This window comes from Janthinobacterium aquaticum (assembly GCF_009208565.1).
Lineage (GTDB): Bacteria > Pseudomonadota > Gammaproteobacteria > Burkholderiales > Burkholderiaceae_D > Janthinobacterium.
The window spans coordinates 124554-142329 of sequence record NZ_WFLK01000002.1; the positions used below are offsets into that span (position 1 = coordinate 124554).

Sequence of the window (17776 nt, forward strand, 5' to 3'; positions counted from 1 at the left end):
GCCTGCCATGATTTCGTCCACCTTTGCCGAACTCCTGGCCGCAGGCCGGCCCCAGTTCAATGCGCGCGCGCAGGAGGCGCGGCGCCGTTTTGCCACGCTCGATATGGCGGCGTTTGCCGCCTTTCTGCGCGACGGCGTCGATCCGCTGGTGGTGGCGGTGGCCGATCACGCGCCCGAGCGCGCCGGTAGCGTGGCGTTTGCCGCCTACGATATGGCGCTGGAACTGGTCGGTCATGGCCTGGCCGGACCGTCAGCCAAAAACCAGGCCGTCAACGACTGCTGGCGCGAACTTTTGCCTGCCATGGCGCCGCTGGTGGCCACGGCGCCGGCGGAGGTGCTGGCGCTGGCCAGCAATGCGGCGGTGCACCTGGCTGGCGTGGCTGGCGCGCGGCCGGCGCAGTGGCGGCGCGAACTGCAGGCGCTGGCGCCGCAGGTCGACAGCGTGGCCACGCTGCGCGCACTGGGGCAGCTACTGGCCTGGCGCGCCGGCGTGGCGCATTTTCGTGCTGGCGCGCTGGCGGCGGCAGACAATTTGCCGCCGGCGCTGGCGCTGGCCGCGTTTGAAGTGCCGGCATCTGCACCTGCGCCGGACTGGCCCGCCTTGCGCGCGCAACTGCTGGCCAGCCCCTGGCATGGCAATGCCATCGGCGTCGAGGTTGGCGCCTTTACCGGCTTGGGCGGCGACTTTGCCACGCCGCCGCAGGTGCGCGCCAGCAGCGAAGGGTTTGTTGTCCATAGCGGCGAGCGTTACTTTTTCCTGCTGGCCGACGCCTATGGCGCCGTGCTGCATGGCGCCACCGAAGAAGAGTATGCGCAGGCCGGCAGTGAAGCGCCAGCCGGCGTGCAGTTGCGCGAGGCCGCCATCGTGATCGGCACGCGTGAATTTGCGCTGGACCTGCCGACCGGCCAGATAGAGGTCTGTGCCAACGCCCATACGGTGGCCGTGAGCTCCCCTTACACGCATGCGATCCGCCTGCTGCCGCGCACATGAGGAGCGCTGCCGACACCTTGCTGCTTGAGCGATGGCGCGCCGCCTGGCCCGAGGCGCTGGCCGTCTGGAGCAAATTTACGCGCCTGCGCGACCCGGCCCTGTGCACCAGCCGGGTGGCAGCCAGCAAAGAGGGTTTGTCCGGCAGCTTTGCCATGATCCGCCTGCTCGACCAGAGCGTGGTGGTCGACCTGCCGCTGGTAACGGAACTCGGTTTGACCGACTATGCGCTGGAAATCCTGGCCCATGAAATCGGCCACCATATCCTCGCGCCAGGCAGCGCCGGCGACCAGTTCCGGCTGCTCGCGCGCATGCGCCGCGCGCTGCCCACGCTCGAGCAGCACGCGCCGATGGTGGCCAACCTGTACACCGACCTGCTGATCAACGACCGCCTGCAGCGCCACGCCAGCCTGCGCATGGCCGATATCTACCGCACGCTGGAACAGCGCAAGGTGGATGATCCGGAGAAAAAAGGCAGCGGCGCCGTCTGGACGCTGTATATGCGCATCTATGAAAACCTGTGGCAGCTGCCCAAGGGCGAGCTCGGTGGCGGCGAAGCTGACGAAGCGCTCGATACGGATGCCTGGCTGGGCGCGCGGCTCATACGCGTCTACGCCAACGACTGGATGATGGCGGCCGGGCGCTTTGCCACCTTGCTGCTGCCCTATCTGGTCAACGACACCGACGCGCTCGGCCCGAGCCGCTACTTCCACGATACCCGCGACGCCGCGCGCGGCTGCCAGACCTACGGCGCGCAGCAGATCGAAGACGACGAGGAGGGCGGCGCCGTCCATCCGGTGCACGATGCGCGCATTTCCGGGCTGGAGGAAGAAGAGCCGGCTGAGGCGGCGCCGGCCAAAGGGCAGGGCGCCGGCCAGTTGCGCGAACCGTTTGAACTGGGTGAAATTCTCAAGGCCTCGGGGATCAATCTGAGCGACCATGAAATCGCCATCCGCTACTATCGCGAACGCGCTTTGCCGCATCTGGTGGCGTTTCCTTCGCGCCCGGCGCCCGAATCGGACGAGCCGCAGATGGAAGGGCTCGAACCGTGGGAAACCGGCGACGCGCTCGATGAAATCGACTGGCTGCAGTCGGTCATGCAGTCGCCGCGCCCGATACCGGGCGTGACCACCGTGCGCCGTACCTATGGGCGCGAACCGGCGCGCGTGCACGATGCGGTGCCGGTCGACCTCGACATGTATGTCGACAGTTCCGGCTCCATGCCCAATCCGCAGCAGCGCATCTCGTACCTGGCGCTGGCCGGCGCCGTGATTGCGCTGTCGGCCCTGCGCGCCGGCTCGAAGGTACAGGTAACGCTGTGGAGCGGCAAGAACCAGGTGATGCAGACGCCCGGTTTCGTGCGCGACGAGGAAATGATACTCGGTGTGCTGACCGACAGTTTTTGTGGCGCGACGGCGTTCCCGATCCACTGCCTGCGCAAGACCTATGCGGGCAAGCGCGAGCGGCCGGCGCATATTCTGATGATTTCCGACGATGGCATTACCACCATGTTCGACGACGATGAACTGGGCAACAGCGGCTGGGATGTCTCGGCCAAGGCGCTGGCCAAGGCCGGCGCCGGCGGCACCATGGCGCTCAACCTTGATCGCGACTGGGACAATGGCCAGCCGAGCAAGTGGCGCCAGCAGATCTACGACGACCTGCGCCGCGCGCGCCGCGAGCAGGGCTGGGATATTCACGCAGTCGAGCAGTTTGAAGACCTGCTGGCGTTTGCACGCGCCTTCAGCCGGCGCAATTATGGTGAGAAAAATGAACAACCCCGGCCCCTCGCTTGAAACCCTGACCCACCGCCTGGCCGAGACGCCCATGGAATTCTTGGGCGAGCCGCGCATCGCCGGCGTGCACAACCCGCAGGCGGTGGCGGTGGCCGCACTGGTCAACGATGTGCTGCGCCTGCACGGCATGCGCGCGCCGGCAGCTGCCTTGCAGGGCTTTCATGGCGCCCAGGTCAAGGCCGACCGCAACCGCCTGGCGCTGGCCATGATCGGCTGCTGGCTGCTGGCCGATGACTGGTTTGTCGCACGGCGCATGGCGCAGGAGGCTTTGCTGCAGGTGCTGGGCGAGGCCGTGCGCGAACTGGCCGCTGCCGCGCCGGCGCACCGCTACACGCAGGACCCGGAGCGGCGCGAGGAACTGGCGCGCATCGTGCTGGCGCGGCTCGATCTTCGTCCCGGCGACGAAAGCCTGGCGCAGGCTACCGACCGCCTGACAGCCATCAGCGGCACCGAACGGCGCCGCCTGCTCGAAGCGAGCCGCCTGGCCGAGCAGCGCGCACGCGAGATCCGCGAAGCGCTGGCCAAAAAGGCGGCCGAGGAATCGGCAGACAAATGGTCGCGCGAATAGTGACGATGCAGCAAGCCGACAATCTGCCGGCCGGTGCGCTCAAGTCCGACCTCGATTACTGCCCCACGCTGTCGCAGGCCGGTGCGCGCATGCTGGCGCAGTTGCGCAGCCATCCTTGCGCGCCCGTTTACCGCAACCGCAGCGGCAACAAGCTGCTCGCAGACGAAGTCGCTGCCCTGCGCGATGACGAGTGCGAAGTGGCGCAGGCCATCATCGACTGGACGAACGCTGCGCCGCCGGCCTGGCTGCCGGGTTTCGTGGCCGACACCTTTGCCCGCGTGCCATACTGGCGCGCCTGCGGTTCGCCGCCGGCGCGCTTGCAGGATGTGGCGCCGGTCTCGCGCGCCGACCTGTCGCACGACGTGGCCAGTTTCGTGCCCGACGACGTGGACCTGGCGCGCATGATCCATTTCCATACTACCGGCACCACCGGCCATCCGCTGATGATCCCGTCGCACCCGGTGGTGGCGGGGCGCTACCTGGCGTTTCACAAACGCGCCTTGCAGCGCTTTGGTGTGACGCTGCGCCATGGAACAGGTCAGGTGGGCGTGATGCTGCTGGGGCATCAGCAGCGCTGCTTTACCTATGTGTCGGTGACGCCCACGATGGGCGAATCGGGGCTGGCAAAGATCAATCTGCACGTGGACGACTGGCGCGATCCGGACGATCGCGCGCGCTACCTCGACGCGATGGCGCCCGAACTGATTGCCGGCGACCCGATCTCGTTTGCCGAACTGCTGACCTTGCCGATGACGCACCGGCCGGCTGCCTTGATGTCGGTCTCGATGATGCTGCTGCCGGGCATGCGCGCGCGCCTGGAGCAGCGCTTTGGCTGCCCCGTGCTTGACATTTATTCGCTCAATGAAGTGGGTCCGGTGGCCGTCTACGACGAGGCGGCCGGCGGCCATGTACTGCTGCAGCACCGGCTGTATGTGGAAATACTCGATGTGCATGGCCAGCCGGTGGCGCCGGGTCAGCGCGGCGAAATCGTGGTGACCGGCGGCTTCAATTTTTGCCTGCCGCTGCTGCGCTACCGTACCGGCGACCATGCTTCGCTGGCCTTTGGGCCGCACGGTCCGGTGCTGGTGGGGCTGGCCGGACGCAGCCCGCTGCGCTACCGTACCAGCGCAGGCAAGTGGATCAACAATATCGATATCACGCATGCCCTCAAACCGCTGGCCATTGCGCTGTTTGGCGTGCACCAGTTTGCTGACGGCAGCATCACGCTGCGGCTGTCTCCCGGCGCCATGCCGCTGGCCGGCCAGGCCTGCGCCCTGCTGGCGCTGTTTTTTGACGCCATCACGGTCGAAGCGCTGCAGGCGCAGGACAAGATCATTCAATACACCTCGGATTTGCAGGAAGCAGCGGCATGACAAAGTACAGGGCAGCAAAATACAAACGTGGCCTGGTGGTGGGTAAATTCTGTCCGCTGCACCGCGGCCATGAACTGCTGATCCAGCAGGCCCTCGATGGCTGTGAAGAAGTGCTGGTCGTCAGCTATACCAAACCGGAATTTCCCGGCTACGAACCGCACCGGCGCGAGGCCTGGCTGCAGGCGCAGTGCCCGGCAGCGCGGATCGTGGTGTTGGACGATGCGCGCCTGGCTGCGCTGTGTGCGCAAGCCGGCGTTGCGCCGCGCGTGCTGCCGCACAATGACGACGACGGCGAGCTGCATCGCCACTTTATGGGCTGGTTGTGCTGGGCGGTGTTGAAGCTGCCGGTCGATGCGGTGTTTTCCAGCGAAGACTACGGGCCCGGTTTTGCGGCCGTGCTGGCGCGGCACTATGCGAGCGCGCCGGTGGCGCATGTGAGCGTGGACCCGGCGCGCACGCAGGTGCCCGTATCGGGTACGCGCGTGCGGCACGACCCGCAGGCGCATAGCGCGTGGCTGTCGCCGGCAGTGCGCGACACGCTGGTCAGGCGCATCTGCATACTGGGCGGAGAGTCGAGCGGCAAGACCACGCTGGCTGGCGCGCTGGCGCAGCAGCTGGGCACCGAATGGGTGGCTGAATACGGGCGCGAGTTGTGGGAGGCGCAAGACGGCGTACTGGCATACGATGATTTGCTCAAGATCGGCCGCGAGCAGTTGTTGCGCGAGGCGCTAGCCACTGCCAGGGTGCAGCGCTGGCTGGTGTGCGACACCTCGCCGCTGACCACCTGGTTTTACTGCAACGAGATGTTTGGCCGCTGTGAGGCCGAACTTGCGCAGCTGGCTGATCACCGCTACGACCTGGTGCTGCTGTGCGCACCCGATTTTCCGTTTATCCAGGACGGTACCCGGCGCGACGACAGCTTTCGTTTGCGCCAGGATGCCTGGTACCGTGCCGAACTGGCGCGGCGCAGCATCGCGTTCGTGGTACTGGAAGGGCCGCTGGAGCAGCGCGTGGCGGATGCCGTGCGGGTGATGGAAGGGGCGTAATCCGATGATACCTTTAGCGCCAACAATGTTGTCGGATTACGGCCCGAAGGGCCTAATCCGACCTACGCGCCGTTGCGACCGTAGGTCGGATTAGCCGCGCAGCGGCGTAATCCGACAACACCATCAGCATCAACAATGATTACGCCGCAGCCAGCGCCCGCTCCAGATCCTCAAGCAAATCATCGATATGCTCGATCCCCACCGACAGGCGCAGCATGTCTTCCGAGACGCCGGCTTTGGCCAGTTCTTCGGGGTTCAGCTGGCGATGCGTGGTGGAAGCCGGGTGGGTAGCGAGCGACTTGGCGTCGCCGATATTGACCAGGCGGGTAAACAGCTGCAGCGCGTCGAGCACGCGCGCGCCGGCTGCACGGGCGTCTTCGCCGTCGGCCAGCTTCAGGCCGAACGACAGGATGCCCGAGGCGCGGCCCTGCATGTATTTGCGCACCAGCGCATGGTCGGGATGGTCTTCCAGGCCGGCGTAATTGACCCAGGCTACTTTCGGATGCTGTTGCAGATGGCGCGCCAGCGCCAGCGTGTTGTCGCAGATGCGGTCCATGCGCAGCGCCAGCGTTTCGATGCCCTGGATCAGCTGGAAGGCGCTCAAAGGCGCAATCGCCGCGCCCATATTGCGCAGCGGGACCACGCGTGCGCGGCCGATAAAGGCGGCCGGGCCGAACGCTTCCGTATAGACCACGCCGTGATACGACACATCGGGTTCATTCAGGCGCTTGAAACGCTGCTTGTGTTCTGCCCATGGAAACTTGCCGCTGTCGACAATCGCGCCGCCCACCGTGGTGCCGTGGCCGCCCAGGTATTTGGTCAGCGAATGGACCACGATGTCGGCGCCGTGCTCGATCGGGCGAAACAGGTAGGGGCTCGGTACGGTATTGTCGACGATCAGCGGAATGCCGTGCGCGTGGGCGATCTCGGCCAGCCTCGCTACATCGGTTACATTGCCCAGCGGGTTGCCGATCGACTCGCAGAAAATCGCCTTGGTACGCGCATCGATCAGCGCGGCAAAGGTTTCTGGCTGGCGCGCATCGGCAAAGCGCACTTCGATGCCGATCTGCGGCAGCGTGTGGGCAAACAGGTTGTAGGTGCCGCCATAGAGCTGGCTGGCCGAGATGAAATTGTCGCCCGCTTCGGCAATCGTCTGGATCGCATAGGTAATGGCCGCCATGCCCGAGGCCACTGCCAGCGCGGCCACGCCGCCTTCAAGTGCCGCCACGCGTTTTTCCAGCACGTCCTGGGTCGGGTTCATGATGCGCGTGTAGATATTGCCGGCGACTTTCAGGTCGAACAGGTCGGCGCCGTGCTGGGCGTTATCAAAAGCATAGGCCACCGTCTGGTAGATCGGCACGGCGGCCGCCTTGGTGGTCGGGTCGGGGCTGTAGCCGGCGTGGACGGCCAGGGTTTCAATGCGCATAGGGTCTCCGGTGATTTTTCAGGTTGTTATTCCAGAACCATTGTGCCATGCGCGCCTGGCCGGCTTGCCATCCCGGCGTCAAGCTTGAATCGAATATTAAGTCATAAGCTAGTGCCGATCCGGCATAAGCGCCGCGGTGCCCGCCGCGACGCCGGGGCGCAGGAATACCAGCAACAGCAGCGCCGACAGCAGCGAGATGGCGGCCAGTACCTGCAGCAGATGGTGCATGGCGTCGCCATAAGCCTGCATTAACTGGCTGGCCGGCAGCTGCGGCAGCAGCGCGCTGGCGCCATGCAGGTCGCCGGCCGCCAGCAGCGGCGCAGCCAATGCAGCTTGCTGCGGCGCGATGGCCGGCAGCGCCAGCAGCGCCGTCAGCACGAAGGACGCGAGCAGCGCCGCCACGATGGCCAGTGCCAGGCCTTCGCCGGCCACGCGGGTGGTATTGAAGATGCCCGCCGCCATGCCGGCCCGCTCGACCGGCGCCACGCTGACGGCCAGGCCGTCCATCAGCCCCCACGGCTGGCTGATGCCGGCGCCGATCAGCAGCAGGGGCCCGAACAGGGTGGTGGCGGGCTGGCCCGGTGCGCACACAGACAGCCACAGCAGACCGCCAGCTGCCGCCAGCAGGCCGGCGCTGCACAGATATGCCGGTGCGATGCGCCGCGCCGCCACGCCGGCTGCCATCGGCAGCACCAGCATCGGCGCCGACAGCGCCAGCAGCATGGCGCCGGCGCCTTGCGCACTGTAGCCTTCGACGCCGATCAGGCGCGCCGGCAGCAGCACCAGCAGAACAACGAAGGAGAACGCCGGCGCAGCCGCCAGCAGCTGGACGCCGGCAAAAGCGGGCACGCGCAGCAGCGACAGGTCGAGCATGGGCCGCGCGGTGCGCCGCTCGACAGCCACGAACAGCGCCAGCAGCAGCGCGGCGCCGCCGAACAGGGCCAGGCTGGCGCTGCCGGTCCAGCCTGTGTTCGGCGCTTGCAGCAGGCCATAGGTCAGCAGCGACAGCGCGCCGGTAAAGCTCAAGGCGCCAGGCCAGTCCAGGCCGGCCGCCTGCGGGTCGCGCGATTCGCGCAGAGTGCGGCTGCCCAGCAGCAGCGCCGCCAGCCCCGTGGCGGCGGTGGCCACGAACAAACTGCGCCAGCCAAAGTGGTTGACCAGCACACCGGCCGCGATGGGGCCGAAAGCCAGCCCGGCGCCAAAGGTGGTGCCGATCAGGCTGAAGGCGCCCGCCCGGGTGGCGCCGTCAAACAGCTGCGCCAGCGCCGCCAGTCCCGACGACAGGGCCAGCGCGCAGCCCAGCCCCTGCACGGCGCGCATCAGACCCAGCATGGCCAGGCTGCCGGCGGCAGACAAGGCCAGCGCAGCGGCGCAGAACACCCCGACGCCCAGCAGGAAGAGGCGCTTGCGGCCATAGCGGTCAGCCAGCGCGCCGGCCGCCATCAGGCAGCCGCCAAAGCTGAGCATGAAGGCGTTGGTAATCCAGGCCAGCGCCAGCGGCGTGCCGGGCAGTTCGGCGGCAATTGCCGGCAGCGCTACGGCCGGGCCGGTAAAGCTCAGTGGCATGCACAGGGCGGCCAGACAGACGGCCAGCAGGGCCGCCAGCGGGCGCGCCGGTTGGGAAGTGAAGGACATGGTCGCGATCAAAGTCAATAATCATTAATGATAGGATGGCCGTAATGATCAAAAAAGTAGCTGTGAATCCAGATATAACGGACAAAATTTCTTGAATGGGTCAGCATGGATAATCTGAACGCAATTGCCGCCTTTGTGCGCGCTGCCGAAACCTGCAGCTTTGTGGCTGCCGGGCGGCTGCTCGGAGTGTCGGCCTCGGCTGTGGGGAAAAGCGTGGCGCGGCTCGAGCACAAGCTGGGCGTACGCCTGCTTAACCGCAGTACGCGCCGTATCAGCCTCAGTAATGAAGGGGCGCTGTTCTACGAGCGCTGCCAGCGTATCCTGGCCGACCTCGACGACGCTGAACTGGAACTGTCGCACCTGGCGCAGGCGCCGCGCGGCAAGCTCAAGGTCAGCCTGCCGGTGATCGGCTACCGCATGATCGTGCCGCTGCTGGCCGAATTTGCGCAGCGTTACCCTGAAATTGAACTCGATCTGGATTTCAGCGACAGGCTGGTCGACGTGGTGGCCGAAGGCGTCGATGTGGCCGTGCGCAGCGGCGAGCTGGTCGACTCGCGCCTGATGGCGCGCGAACTGGGGCCGTTCGGCTTCGTGATCGTCGGCTCGCCTGTCTATCTGGCGCGCCATGGCGTGCCTCAGGTACCGCGCGACCTTGAGCAGCATGGCTGCGTACGCTACAAATTTCCCAGCACCGGCAAGCTGCAGCAGTGGGCCATCGAGCGTGACCATGTGGAAGGGGAGTTGCTGCTGCGCACGGCGCTCACCTGCAACAATATCGAAGCGCTGATCGGCGCGGCCAGCCAGGGTCTGGGACTGGCTTATCTGCCCGATTTCCTGGTGCGCGAGGCGATTGCTTCAGGGAAGCTGCGCAGCGTGCTGGGCAGCTATCTGCAAACTACCAGCAAATTCTGGGTGTTATGGCCGTCGAGCCGCCATCTGTCGCCGAAGTTGCGGGTGTTTGTCGATTTTCTGCACGAACACCTGCGCTTTTTGCGTGTTTGAACATACGCGCTTTGTAACACTGCAATGTTCCCATGGCGCAACACAATTTTCTTGCTTTCCATAAAATAATTTTGCTGCGTTGCACCACGCAAAGCCGCATGCAGTCTACTTATTTCATTTATGAATATCCTATATGCGTTAACTAAATTGCCATGTGGAATTAAAATATGCTAATTTACTATCTGTTTTGGCAACATTATGTTGTCCATGGAAACGTAGCAACCATCACTTAAGACCCTTCATTGCCTATCAGGAGAGCGCATGAGTACAGGAAACAGGACATCGACAGCTACCATTCCAGGCCGCGCTCGCAAAACCGGGCTGCTGCTTGGTGGCGGTGCACCAAATTCGACCCTGATCGCTGGCGCACTGGCTGCCTTTGTCGACGAAGGCATCGAATTCGACGTGATCTCGGCTTCCGGCGCCGGGGTGCTGATGGGGCTGCTTTATACGGCGCCGCACGACGCCACGCCGCGCCAGGCCTTGCAAAGCTGGGCCGATACCGGCGTGGCCGACAGCATCTACAAGATGATCCCGATCAACTACAAGATCTTCCAGAAGCCAGGCGTGCAGGCCAGCACTTTCCGCGATGCGTTCCAGCCACCGGCCAACAATCCTTTTTTTCAGGCGTTCCAGCAAACGTTTGCGGGGGCGCCGGTGGCCTGGTCGGACTGGGGCAAGCTGATGATGTCGTCGCTGTCGCCGTCGGACCTGTCGTCCAAAAGCCTGGGCTTGTGCGCCCATCTGCCGTTCCTGGAAAAGGCCGTGGATTTCTCGCGCGTCAAGCACATGCGCCCGCAGTTTTATATCAACGCCTACAACCTCAACGAACACCGCATGCAGAACTGGAGCAAGCACGAGATCGAACCGGTGCATGTGCGCGCGGCGCTGTCGTTTCCGTTCCTGTATGCGCCTACCAATATCGGCGGCCACGACTATATCGAAGGCGCGGCGCTCGATACGCTCAACTTTGATCCGTTTATCGAGGGCAAGGGCGAGCATCACGATGCCGACACGCTGGTCATCCTCGATATCCTCGGCGACGAGCGCCTGCTGCGCAAGCCGCGCAATCTGTACGACGCCTGGGTGCGCTCGATCATCACGCCGCTGGTAAAAATTTCCAAGACCGAGATGCGCCTGTTTGAACTGGAACACAATACCGACGCGCGCACGGGCCAGCCCAAGCGCCGTCTGCTGAAACTGGACTTGATGGGAGGCATCCCTGAGCAGCACTGGCCCGATACATTGGACTGGTCGAGCTCGAACATGCAATTGCTGTTCGAGGTCGGCCACAAGGCCGGCCTGGCGTTTTGCCGCGAGCATGGCGATCTGCTGCGCCGTGCGGCAGAAGATACCCCGTTGGCGGCATAAGCCGCAGGCCAGCCCATGCTGACCTCTACCGGCCGCCGTGTGCGGCCAGCCTATCACCTGTTGAGCACATCATGAATATCACCAAGCAACTTGTTTTAACCCTGTCCATCGCCTTGCTGGCCCTGCTGTTGCTGGGTACCGGCGGCGCCATCCAGCTGCAACGCGCGCAAGAGCGTTTCGATACGGTGCAAAGCCGCATTATTCCCAGCATCCAGGGCTTGAATGCCGCCAAGGCTGCACTGACCGATTCGCGCCTGGCCGGCTATCGCCTGTCGGTGTTTTCCAACCTGGCCGACAAATCCGCGCTGGACAAGGCACTGGCAGCAGCCAACAAGGATTTTGACGATCTGGTCGCCAAATACCGCGCCGAACGCATCTACGATGAAACCGACCGCAAGATGCTTGACGCCGACGTGGCCGCCATGGAAGGCTATCGCCAGGCCTTGAAGCCGTTTTTTGCCGCCGCTTACGCGGGTGACATGGACGGCGTGCGTGCGACCTTGCTGGCCGGCACGCCACTGGCATTGAATGCCGCAGCCGCCAAGAAAAGCATGGACGACCATATTGCCTACAACAACAAGCTGGTGGCCGATGTGCGCGCCGAAAGCCTGGCCGCCTATGACCGCGCTTTCAACACCATGATCGTGGTACTGGTGATCGCCGTGCTGCTGACCGGTGCGCTGGCCTGGCATATCTACCGCACCATCAGTGGCGGCCTGGGCAATATCCAGAGCAGCCTGGAGCGCGTCAGCGCCTCGCTCGACCTGTCGAGCACAATGCCGGTCGAGCGCATGGACGAAGTGGGCCGCACCGCCACTGCCTTCAATAAATTCATGGAACGTATCGTCGAGGTCATTTCCACCGTGCGCAATTCGGCCGATACCGTCAGCGTGGCGGCTGCCCAGATTACCGCCGGCAATGCCGACCTGTCGGTGCGTACCGAACAACAGGCCTCGTCGCTGGAAGAAACTGCGTCGAGCCTGGAAGAGCTGACTTCGGCCGTGCGCCAGAATACCGACAATGCCCGCCAGGCCAACACGCTGGCGCTGTCGGCCTCGGATGTGGCCCGCAAGGGCGGCGCCGTGGTGGCGCAAGTGGTCGGCACCATGGGTTCGATCAATGAGTCGGCGCGCAAGATTGCCGATATTATCGGCGTAATCGACGGCATCGCCTTCCAGACCAATATCCTGGCGCTGAACGCGGCCGTGGAAGCGGCGCGCGCCGGCGAGCAGGGTCGCGGCTTTGCCGTGGTGGCCACTGAAGTACGCAACCTGGCCCAGCGCTCGGCCGCAGCAGCCAAGGAAATCAAGGGCCTGATCGAAGACTCGGTCGACAAGGTCAGTACCGGCAGCGTGCTGGTCGACCAGGCCGGCGCCACGATGGAAGAGATTGTGGCCAGCATCCGCCGCGTAACCGACATCATGGGCGAAATCGCCAACGCCAGCCACGAGCAGAGCGCCGGCATCGAGCAGGTCAACCAGGCCATCTCGCAGATGGACCAGGTGACCCAGCAAAACGCGGCGCTGGTCGAAGAGGCAGCCGCTGCAGCGTCGTCGCTGGAAGAGCGCGCCGTCGAACTGGTCGACGTGGTGGCCGTGTTCCGCCTGCGCGGCGACGCCGCCAAGCCAGCCTTTACCGTGGCCGGCGGCCTGCCGCCAGCGGCCGCGCCGCGTCGTCCGGCAGAGCCAGTGCAGCGTTTGCTGGCTTGATGTAAAACGGGGTCAAGTCGGCCATTGCTACACAAGCTCATCAGACGGTAGGTCGGATTAGTCGGGCCGCGCAGGCCGGGCCGCGCAGGCGTAGCGTAATCCGACAATTAGCAGCAGATATTGTCGGATTACGCCGCTACGCGGCTAATCCGACCTACTTAGTCAAGAAATCCCCTAGCTCATACTTCAATATAACGTGCTGATCCACTGCCAATGGAATACAATTCTTGCGTGAGGCGCTAAGCGCCTGAAGAACACGAAAGAAGTTGCTTATGACCGCGCAGTATCGTTTGTCCCGTCTTGTCTCCGTCCTGTCTGTTGTCTCTTTGTTGTCCATTGCGCCACTTTCTGCCGCCGTGGCTGCGCCCGCCGGTAACAGCGTGGTGCTTGAAGAACTGACCAGCACCGAACTGCAAAACCGCATCGAACATGGTGCTACTACTGTGCTGATACCGGTCGGCGGCGTCGAACAAAGCGGGCCGTATATTGCGCTGGGCAAGCACAATGTGCGTGCCGGGCTGCTGGCGCGCCGCATTGCCGAGCAACTGGGCAATGCCATCGTGGCGCCGGTGGTGTCCTACGTTCCCGAAGGATCCATCAGCCCGCCAGCCGGCCATATGCGCCACGCCGGCACCATTTCCATACCGCCAGCCGCTTTCGAGGCCATCCTCGAAGGCGCGGCGGCCAGCCTGCGCCAGCATGGCTTTCGCGATATTGTCTTTATCGGCGACCATGGCGGCTACCAGAAGAACGAAACCAATGTAGCCAACAAGCTTAACCGTGCCTGGGGCAAGGGCGGTGAGCATCCGGCGCGCGCGCACGCCTTGCTTGATTATTACGATATTACCCAGTCTGCCTACGTGGCCGCGCTGCAGAAGCGCGGCTACAGCAATGCCGAAATCGGCCTGCACGCGGGCCTGGCGGATGCGGCGCTGATGCTCGCGACTGACCCGTCGCTGGTGCGCAGCGCGGCCATGGCCAAAGGACCGAAGCCCGGCGTGGCCGACGGCGTGCGCGGCGACGCCACGCGCGCCACCGCCGAACTGGGCGAGATCGGCATCAAGCTGCAGGTCGACACTTCGGTGGCGGCCATCAAGAAATTAGTGCAACAGAAATAATCCGACGACCATCACACTACTCGATATGAAAACACCACAACGACGCACTCTCGTCACCTTCTGCGCCATCGCTGCTGCGGCAGCCGGCCTGGGTGTCGCCAGCCAGGTTATCGGCGCCAGCCCTGCAGCACCAGCACCGGCGGCCGCGCCGGCCTACTCGCCAGTGCCCGGCATGCCGCCGCTGGTCGACCCGAAAAATGTCTATGGCAGCATAGGTCCTGGCAATATGAATCCGGTAGTCAAGGATCATCTGCGCCGCGTCTACGTACCCAATCTGCGCTCGAACGACGTGTATGTGATCGACCAGGAAAGCCTGAAGGTGGTCGACAAATTCAAGGTAGGCCTGGGTCCACAGCACGTGGTGCCGTCGTGGGACCTGCGCACGCTGTGGGTGGCCAATAACGCCGAGCGTACCGACAAGGGCAGCCTGACGCCGGTCGATCCGTTGACAGGCAAGCCGGGCAAGAACGTGCCGGTGGACGACCCGTACAATATGTATTACACGCCCGACGGCAAGTCGGCCATCGTGGTGGCCGAAGCGCGCCATCGGCTGGACTTCCGTGATCCGAAAACCATGGCGGTGCAGTACGCGATCGATACGCCGCAATGCGGCGGCATCAACCATGCGGACTTTTCCAATGACGGCCGCTACGCCGTCTTTACCTGCGAATTCGACGGCACGATTGCCAAGATCGACCTGGTGGGCCGCAAGGTCGACGGCTACCTGAAGCTGCAGATGCCGTCCAAACGCTTTTCGGAGTCCGGCCCGGTCGGCGGCCCGGCCAATGAAATTTGCAGCGTCAAGAAGGGCATGCCGCAGGACATCCGCATATCACCGGACGGCAAGAAATTCTTTATTGCCGACATGGACGCAGACGGCGTGCATATCGTCGATGGCGCCAGCCTGAAGGAAATCGGCTTTATCCATACCGGCATCGGCGCGCACGGCCTGTACCCGAGCCGCGACGGCAAGAAGCTGTACGTGGCCAACCGCGGCACGCACCGCATCCACGGCAAACCAAAAGGCAAGGGCAGTGTCAGTGTGATCGACTTTGCTACCGAGCAGGTGGTGTCGCAGTGGCCGATTCCCGGCGGCGGCAGCCCCGATATGGGCAACGTCAGCGCCGATGGCAAATACCTGTGGTTGTCGGGCCGCTTCGACGATGTGGTCTACCGCATCGACACGGCCAGCGGCAATGTCGACAAGGTCAAGGTCGGCCAGGAGCCGCATGGCCTGACCGTGTGGCCGCAACCGGGCCGCTATTCGCTCGGCCATACCGGCAACCTGCGCTAGTTGATGAAGCGAGGCGCCGCCCTGTTTGCCGATGGCGCCGGCCGCTACGCCTATGTGAGCGCCGGCTTTTCCTGGCCGGCTTTTTTCCTCGGGCCGCTGTGGGCCGTGGCCAAGCGGCGCTGGTATCTGCTGGTGTTGATGCTGGCGATGGAACTGTGCCTCTGGTTCGGCAGCCAGCTGGCCGAAGGCCTGCAGCGCGAGCCGCTGGTGCTGCTGATGGGCTGCATGGAACTGAGCTACCTGCTGGCGCGCGGCTGGTACGGCAACCGCTGGCTCGAAGCGTCGCTGCGCCAGCGCGGGTATGCGCCGGTGCTGCCTGGCGCGTGAAGCTTATTTGATCTGTTGCGGGGCCGGCTGGCTATTGGCGTCAATAAACGCGCTGATCTCATCGAGCGTGGGCGCCAGCATGCGCAGCGGGGCGGCAATCGACGCCACCAGCGTGGCGTGGGTCACGCCATCGAGGTATTTTTCTGTCACCGGCCGCTGTTGTGCGCGCAAGGCGCTGGCGAGCTTGCCGGTATTGCGTTCGGGGTCGACCAGCTTGTCCTTGCCCGGTTTCGGTGCGATCAGCAGCGCCGGCGGCGCACTGGCCGTGACATGGTTGATCGGCTGCGACGAGGCAGGGGTGTCGGGAAAATAAAATACCGGTCGCGTGGTCGGGTTCTCGATCGGCAGGAAATCGTAGGGGCCGGCCAGGCCAATCCAGCCGCGCAGGTCCTGCGGGCGCATGCCGTGGCGGGCCAGCAGCGTCGGGTCGAGCGCCACCATGGCGGCGTTATAAGCGCCGGCGCTGTGGCCCATCACGAACAAGCGCGTGGTATCGCCGCCATAGCGGCCCGCTTCCATCGCAGCCCAGGCCACGGCGCGCGCGCTGTCTTGCAGCACGCCCGGATAATGCACCTCAGGATAGAGCCGGTAATCGGCAATCACCGCCAGATAGCCGCGCGAGGCCAGCGCATGGCCGACAAAGGCATAGTCGCCGCGCTCGCCGGCCACCCAGTTGCCGCCATAAAAAAATACCACCACCGGCACCGGCCCGGCATGCTGTTTTGGGGCATACACGTCGAGCTTCTGGCGCGGCAGGGGGCCGTAGGCCAGGTCGTGCGTGACCTGCGAGGCGCCGCCCGGGGACAGCGCGTTGATGGCCGTCAGCGGCGAGCAGGCGACCAGGCCGGCCGTGACAGGAACGATGGCCAGCAGGGTCAGCAGGGTGGTGCGCGCTATTGTCATGAAGTCCGCCACGGTTTTATTGTTGAGCTAGTGTAGTGCAGCTGCGCATCTTCGTTTGGGTGGCAGCGCACCAAAGTGGCAGAAAAGCTGTTCATGCCTGGCCGCTGTCGGCATCCGACACGCCGGCCAGGCCGAGGCTCGTTAGGCGCGCGCCGCCTTGCAGCAGCCATTTGCGGGCGGTGGCAATTACCGCGTCCGACAGCGTGCGCGTCAGCGGCGTCTGGATATCCCATGCATGCCACATCAGCGGCACATCGATGGCCTGGCCGGCCGCCACGTCCACCAGTTTGCCTTCGGCCAGCGATTTTTCCGCCTGCAACTGCGGCACCATGCCGTAGGCGTAGCCGGCTTCGATAAAGCGCACGAAGTCGCGCGCCGAACCGAGCACATGGTGCGGGTAGCGACCCGTATAGCCGAGCCGGTGTTCCAGGTAGCGCTCATGCATGGCGTCCTTGCTGCCGAAGGTAATCGCCGGCGCTAAGCTGACGGCCTCGGCTGTGAAACCGTCGGCAAACCACTGCTGCGCAAACGCCGGTGAAGCCAGGCACAGGTAGCGCATGCTGCCCAGCAGCGTGGCGGTGGTGCCGGCCACCAGCTCGGTGGTGCTGGTCACGCAGGCAAACACGCGCCCTTCGCGCAGCTGGCTCAGGGTGTGGTCCTGGTCGTCCAGGCGAATATCGAGCAGGCACGAGGGCGGCGTCAGCAAGGGCCCCAGCGCTTCCGGTATCCAGGTGGCGGCGCTGTCGGCGTTGACGGCAATCGCCAGTTCCGGCAGCTGCGTGGTGGGGCCAGGCTTGGCGTCCAGCGCCGCTTCGAGCAGCTTGACCTGGCGGTAGTGGGCGATCAGGCGCTGGCCGGCCTCGGTCGGCTTGGGTGGCTGGCTGCGGATAATCAGCAGTGTCCCCTCGAGGTTTTCCAGTGTGCGGATGCGCTGCGAGATGGCTGGCTGGCTGATGGCCAGCGCCTGCGCCGCGCGCTCGAAACTGCCCAGGCCGATCACGGCATCGAGCGCCGCCAGGCCACGGTAATCGACTGTGCGCATAAGAATGTCTTATATATGTTTAAAATCATTGATTATACTTATGTAAGCGCTTTCTTTAAAATAGTCGCTTGAGATAACTATTCCACGCCGCCGCGCCAGTCGCCGCGACATTTTCATCTTTCAATGATATTTCCGCCGTGTTGACACCGGCCGGATGCGAACGCCTGCGCGCGCGTGG

General features: G+C 64.4%; 15 protein-coding genes. 11 read left to right on the top strand and 4 right to left on the bottom strand.

Translation table 11 applies throughout. The features are described 5' to 3' along the window. The first annotated feature begins 7 nt into the window (after window positions 1–7). The 5 genes from GCM43_RS03475 to GCM43_RS03495 are packed head-to-tail and all read left to right on the top strand — an operon-like array spanning window position 8 to window position 5771. The gene (locus GCM43_RS03475) at window positions 8–991 is read left to right on the top strand and encodes a polysaccharide deacetylase family protein (RefSeq protein WP_152242132.1); all 984 of its coding nucleotides are present in this window, start codon (window positions 8–10) and stop codon (window positions 989–991) included. Beyond that, window positions 988–2784, top strand: a complete 1797-nt coding sequence (locus GCM43_RS03480) for a VWA domain-containing protein (RefSeq protein ID WP_152242133.1) — start codon at window positions 988–990, stop codon at window positions 2782–2784. The genes GCM43_RS03475 and GCM43_RS03480 overlap by 4 nt, the downstream gene beginning before the upstream one ends. Continuing rightward, complete coding sequence (locus GCM43_RS03485) at window positions 2759–3352, top strand: hypothetical protein (protein ID WP_152242134.1); 594 nt, start codon at window positions 2759–2761, stop codon at window positions 3350–3352. The genes GCM43_RS03480 and GCM43_RS03485 overlap by 26 nt, the downstream gene beginning before the upstream one ends. Next, window positions 3337–4725, top strand: a complete 1389-nt coding sequence (locus GCM43_RS03490; protein WP_226929301.1) for an AMP-binding protein — start codon at window positions 3337–3339, stop codon at window positions 4723–4725. Before GCM43_RS03485 ends, GCM43_RS03490 begins: the two co-directional genes overlap by 16 nt. Next, a complete protein-coding gene (locus tag GCM43_RS03495) occupies window positions 4722–5771 on the top strand; it encodes an AAA family ATPase (protein ID WP_152242135.1) in 1050 nt (349 codons plus the stop codon). Before GCM43_RS03490 ends, GCM43_RS03495 begins: the two co-directional genes overlap by 4 nt. Window positions 5772–5910: 139 nt before the next feature. On the opposite strand, the gene GCM43_RS03500 is transcribed toward GCM43_RS03495, so the two are convergent. Both GCM43_RS03500 and GCM43_RS03505 read right to left on the bottom strand, forming a co-directional pair. Then, window positions 5911–7197, bottom strand: a complete 1287-nt coding sequence (locus GCM43_RS03500) for an O-acetylhomoserine aminocarboxypropyltransferase/cysteine synthase family protein (RefSeq protein ID WP_152242136.1) — start codon at window positions 7195–7197, stop codon at window positions 5911–5913. Between the two features lie 108 nt (window positions 7198–7305). Beyond that, the gene (locus GCM43_RS03505) at window positions 7306–8832 is read right to left on the bottom strand and encodes an MFS transporter (protein WP_152242137.1); all 1527 of its coding nucleotides are present in this window, start codon (window positions 8830–8832) and stop codon (window positions 7306–7308) included. 105 nt (window positions 8833–8937) lie between these two features. Here GCM43_RS03505 and GCM43_RS03510 point away from each other — a divergent pair, with 105 nt between their 5' ends. The 6 genes from GCM43_RS03510 to GCM43_RS03535 all read left to right on the top strand — a co-directional run bounded on the left by GCM43_RS03510 (window position 8938) and on the right by GCM43_RS03535 (window position 15653). Further along, entirely contained in the window at window positions 8938–9834 is an 897-nt protein-coding gene (locus GCM43_RS03510; protein WP_152242138.1) for a LysR family transcriptional regulator, read from the top strand. A 261-nt stretch (window positions 9835–10095) separates the two neighbouring features. Next, the gene (locus GCM43_RS03515; RefSeq protein ID WP_152242139.1) at window positions 10096–11205 is read left to right on the top strand and encodes a patatin-like phospholipase family protein; all 1110 of its coding nucleotides are present in this window, start codon (window positions 10096–10098) and stop codon (window positions 11203–11205) included. A gap of 71 nt (window positions 11206–11276) precedes the next feature. Beyond that, window positions 11277–12914 (top strand): methyl-accepting chemotaxis protein, encoded by a 1638-nt coding sequence (locus GCM43_RS03520; protein WP_152242140.1) that lies wholly within the window; start codon window positions 11277–11279, stop codon window positions 12912–12914. A gap of 356 nt (window positions 12915–13270) precedes the next feature. After that, window positions 13271–14032 carry a creatininase family protein gene (locus GCM43_RS03525; protein WP_226929302.1) on the top strand — a complete coding sequence of 254 codons (762 nt, stop codon included), beginning with the start codon at window positions 13271–13273 and terminating at the stop codon, window positions 14030–14032. Window positions 14033–14057: 25 nt separating this feature from the next. After that, on the top strand, window positions 14058–15326 hold the full coding sequence (locus GCM43_RS03530) for a YVTN family beta-propeller repeat protein (RefSeq protein ID WP_152242142.1): 1269 nt from the start codon (window positions 14058–14060) through the stop codon (window positions 15324–15326). A gap of 3 nt (window positions 15327–15329) precedes the next feature. Beyond that, window positions 15330–15653 carry a hypothetical protein gene (locus GCM43_RS03535; protein ID WP_152242143.1) on the top strand — a complete coding sequence of 108 codons (324 nt, stop codon included), beginning with the start codon at window positions 15330–15332 and terminating at the stop codon, window positions 15651–15653. A gap of 3 nt (window positions 15654–15656) precedes the next feature. Here GCM43_RS03535 and GCM43_RS03540 read toward each other — a convergent pair whose 3' ends face one another. Together GCM43_RS03540 and GCM43_RS03545 are read right to left on the bottom strand one after the other, a co-directional pair. Continuing rightward, on the bottom strand, window positions 15657–16556 hold the full coding sequence (locus GCM43_RS03540; RefSeq protein ID WP_152242144.1) for an alpha/beta hydrolase: 900 nt from the start codon (window positions 16554–16556) through the stop codon (window positions 15657–15659). Window positions 16557–16647: 91 nt separating this feature from the next. After that, window positions 16648–17598, bottom strand: a complete 951-nt coding sequence (locus GCM43_RS03545; protein ID WP_226929303.1) for a LysR family transcriptional regulator ArgP — start codon at window positions 17596–17598, stop codon at window positions 16648–16650. Window positions 17599–17776: the final 178 nt, after the last annotated feature.

What these genes read in the sequence shown, in the direction of transcription:
- GCM43_RS03475 (WP_152242132.1), top strand. Translation starts at nt 8, where the DNA reads ATGATTTCGTCCACCTTTGCCGAACTCCTGGCCGCAGGCCGGCCCCAG.
- GCM43_RS03480 (WP_152242133.1), top strand. Translation starts at nt 988, where the DNA reads ATGAGGAGCGCTGCCGACACCTTGCTGCTTGAGCGATGGCGCGCCGCC.
- GCM43_RS03485 (WP_152242134.1), top strand. Translation starts at nt 2,759, where the DNA reads ATGAACAACCCCGGCCCCTCGCTTGAAACCCTGACCCACCGCCTGGCC.
- GCM43_RS03490 (WP_226929301.1), top strand. Translation starts at nt 3,337, where the DNA reads ATGGTCGCGCGAATAGTGACGATGCAGCAAGCCGACAATCTGCCGGCC.
- GCM43_RS03495 (WP_152242135.1), top strand. Translation starts at nt 4,722, where the DNA reads ATGACAAAGTACAGGGCAGCAAAATACAAACGTGGCCTGGTGGTGGGT.
- GCM43_RS03500 (WP_152242136.1), bottom strand. Translation starts at nt 7,197, where the DNA reads ATGCGCATTGAAACCCTGGCCGTCCACGCCGGCTACAGCCCCGACCCG.
- GCM43_RS03505 (WP_152242137.1), bottom strand. Translation starts at nt 8,832, where the DNA reads ATGTCCTTCACTTCCCAACCGGCGCGCCCGCTGGCGGCCCTGCTGGCC.
- GCM43_RS03510 (WP_152242138.1), top strand. Translation starts at nt 8,938, where the DNA reads ATGGATAATCTGAACGCAATTGCCGCCTTTGTGCGCGCTGCCGAAACC.
- GCM43_RS03515 (WP_152242139.1), top strand. Translation starts at nt 10,096, where the DNA reads ATGAGTACAGGAAACAGGACATCGACAGCTACCATTCCAGGCCGCGCT.
- GCM43_RS03520 (WP_152242140.1), top strand. Translation starts at nt 11,277, where the DNA reads ATGAATATCACCAAGCAACTTGTTTTAACCCTGTCCATCGCCTTGCTG.
- GCM43_RS03530 (WP_152242142.1), top strand. Translation starts at nt 14,058, where the DNA reads ATGAAAACACCACAACGACGCACTCTCGTCACCTTCTGCGCCATCGCT.
- GCM43_RS03535 (WP_152242143.1), top strand. Translation starts at nt 15,330, where the DNA reads ATGAAGCGAGGCGCCGCCCTGTTTGCCGATGGCGCCGGCCGCTACGCC.
- GCM43_RS03540 (WP_152242144.1), bottom strand. Translation starts at nt 16,556, where the DNA reads ATGACAATAGCGCGCACCACCCTGCTGACCCTGCTGGCCATCGTTCCT.
- GCM43_RS03545 (WP_226929303.1), bottom strand. Translation starts at nt 17,598, where the DNA reads ATGCGCACAGTCGATTACCGTGGCCTGGCGGCGCTCGATGCCGTGATC.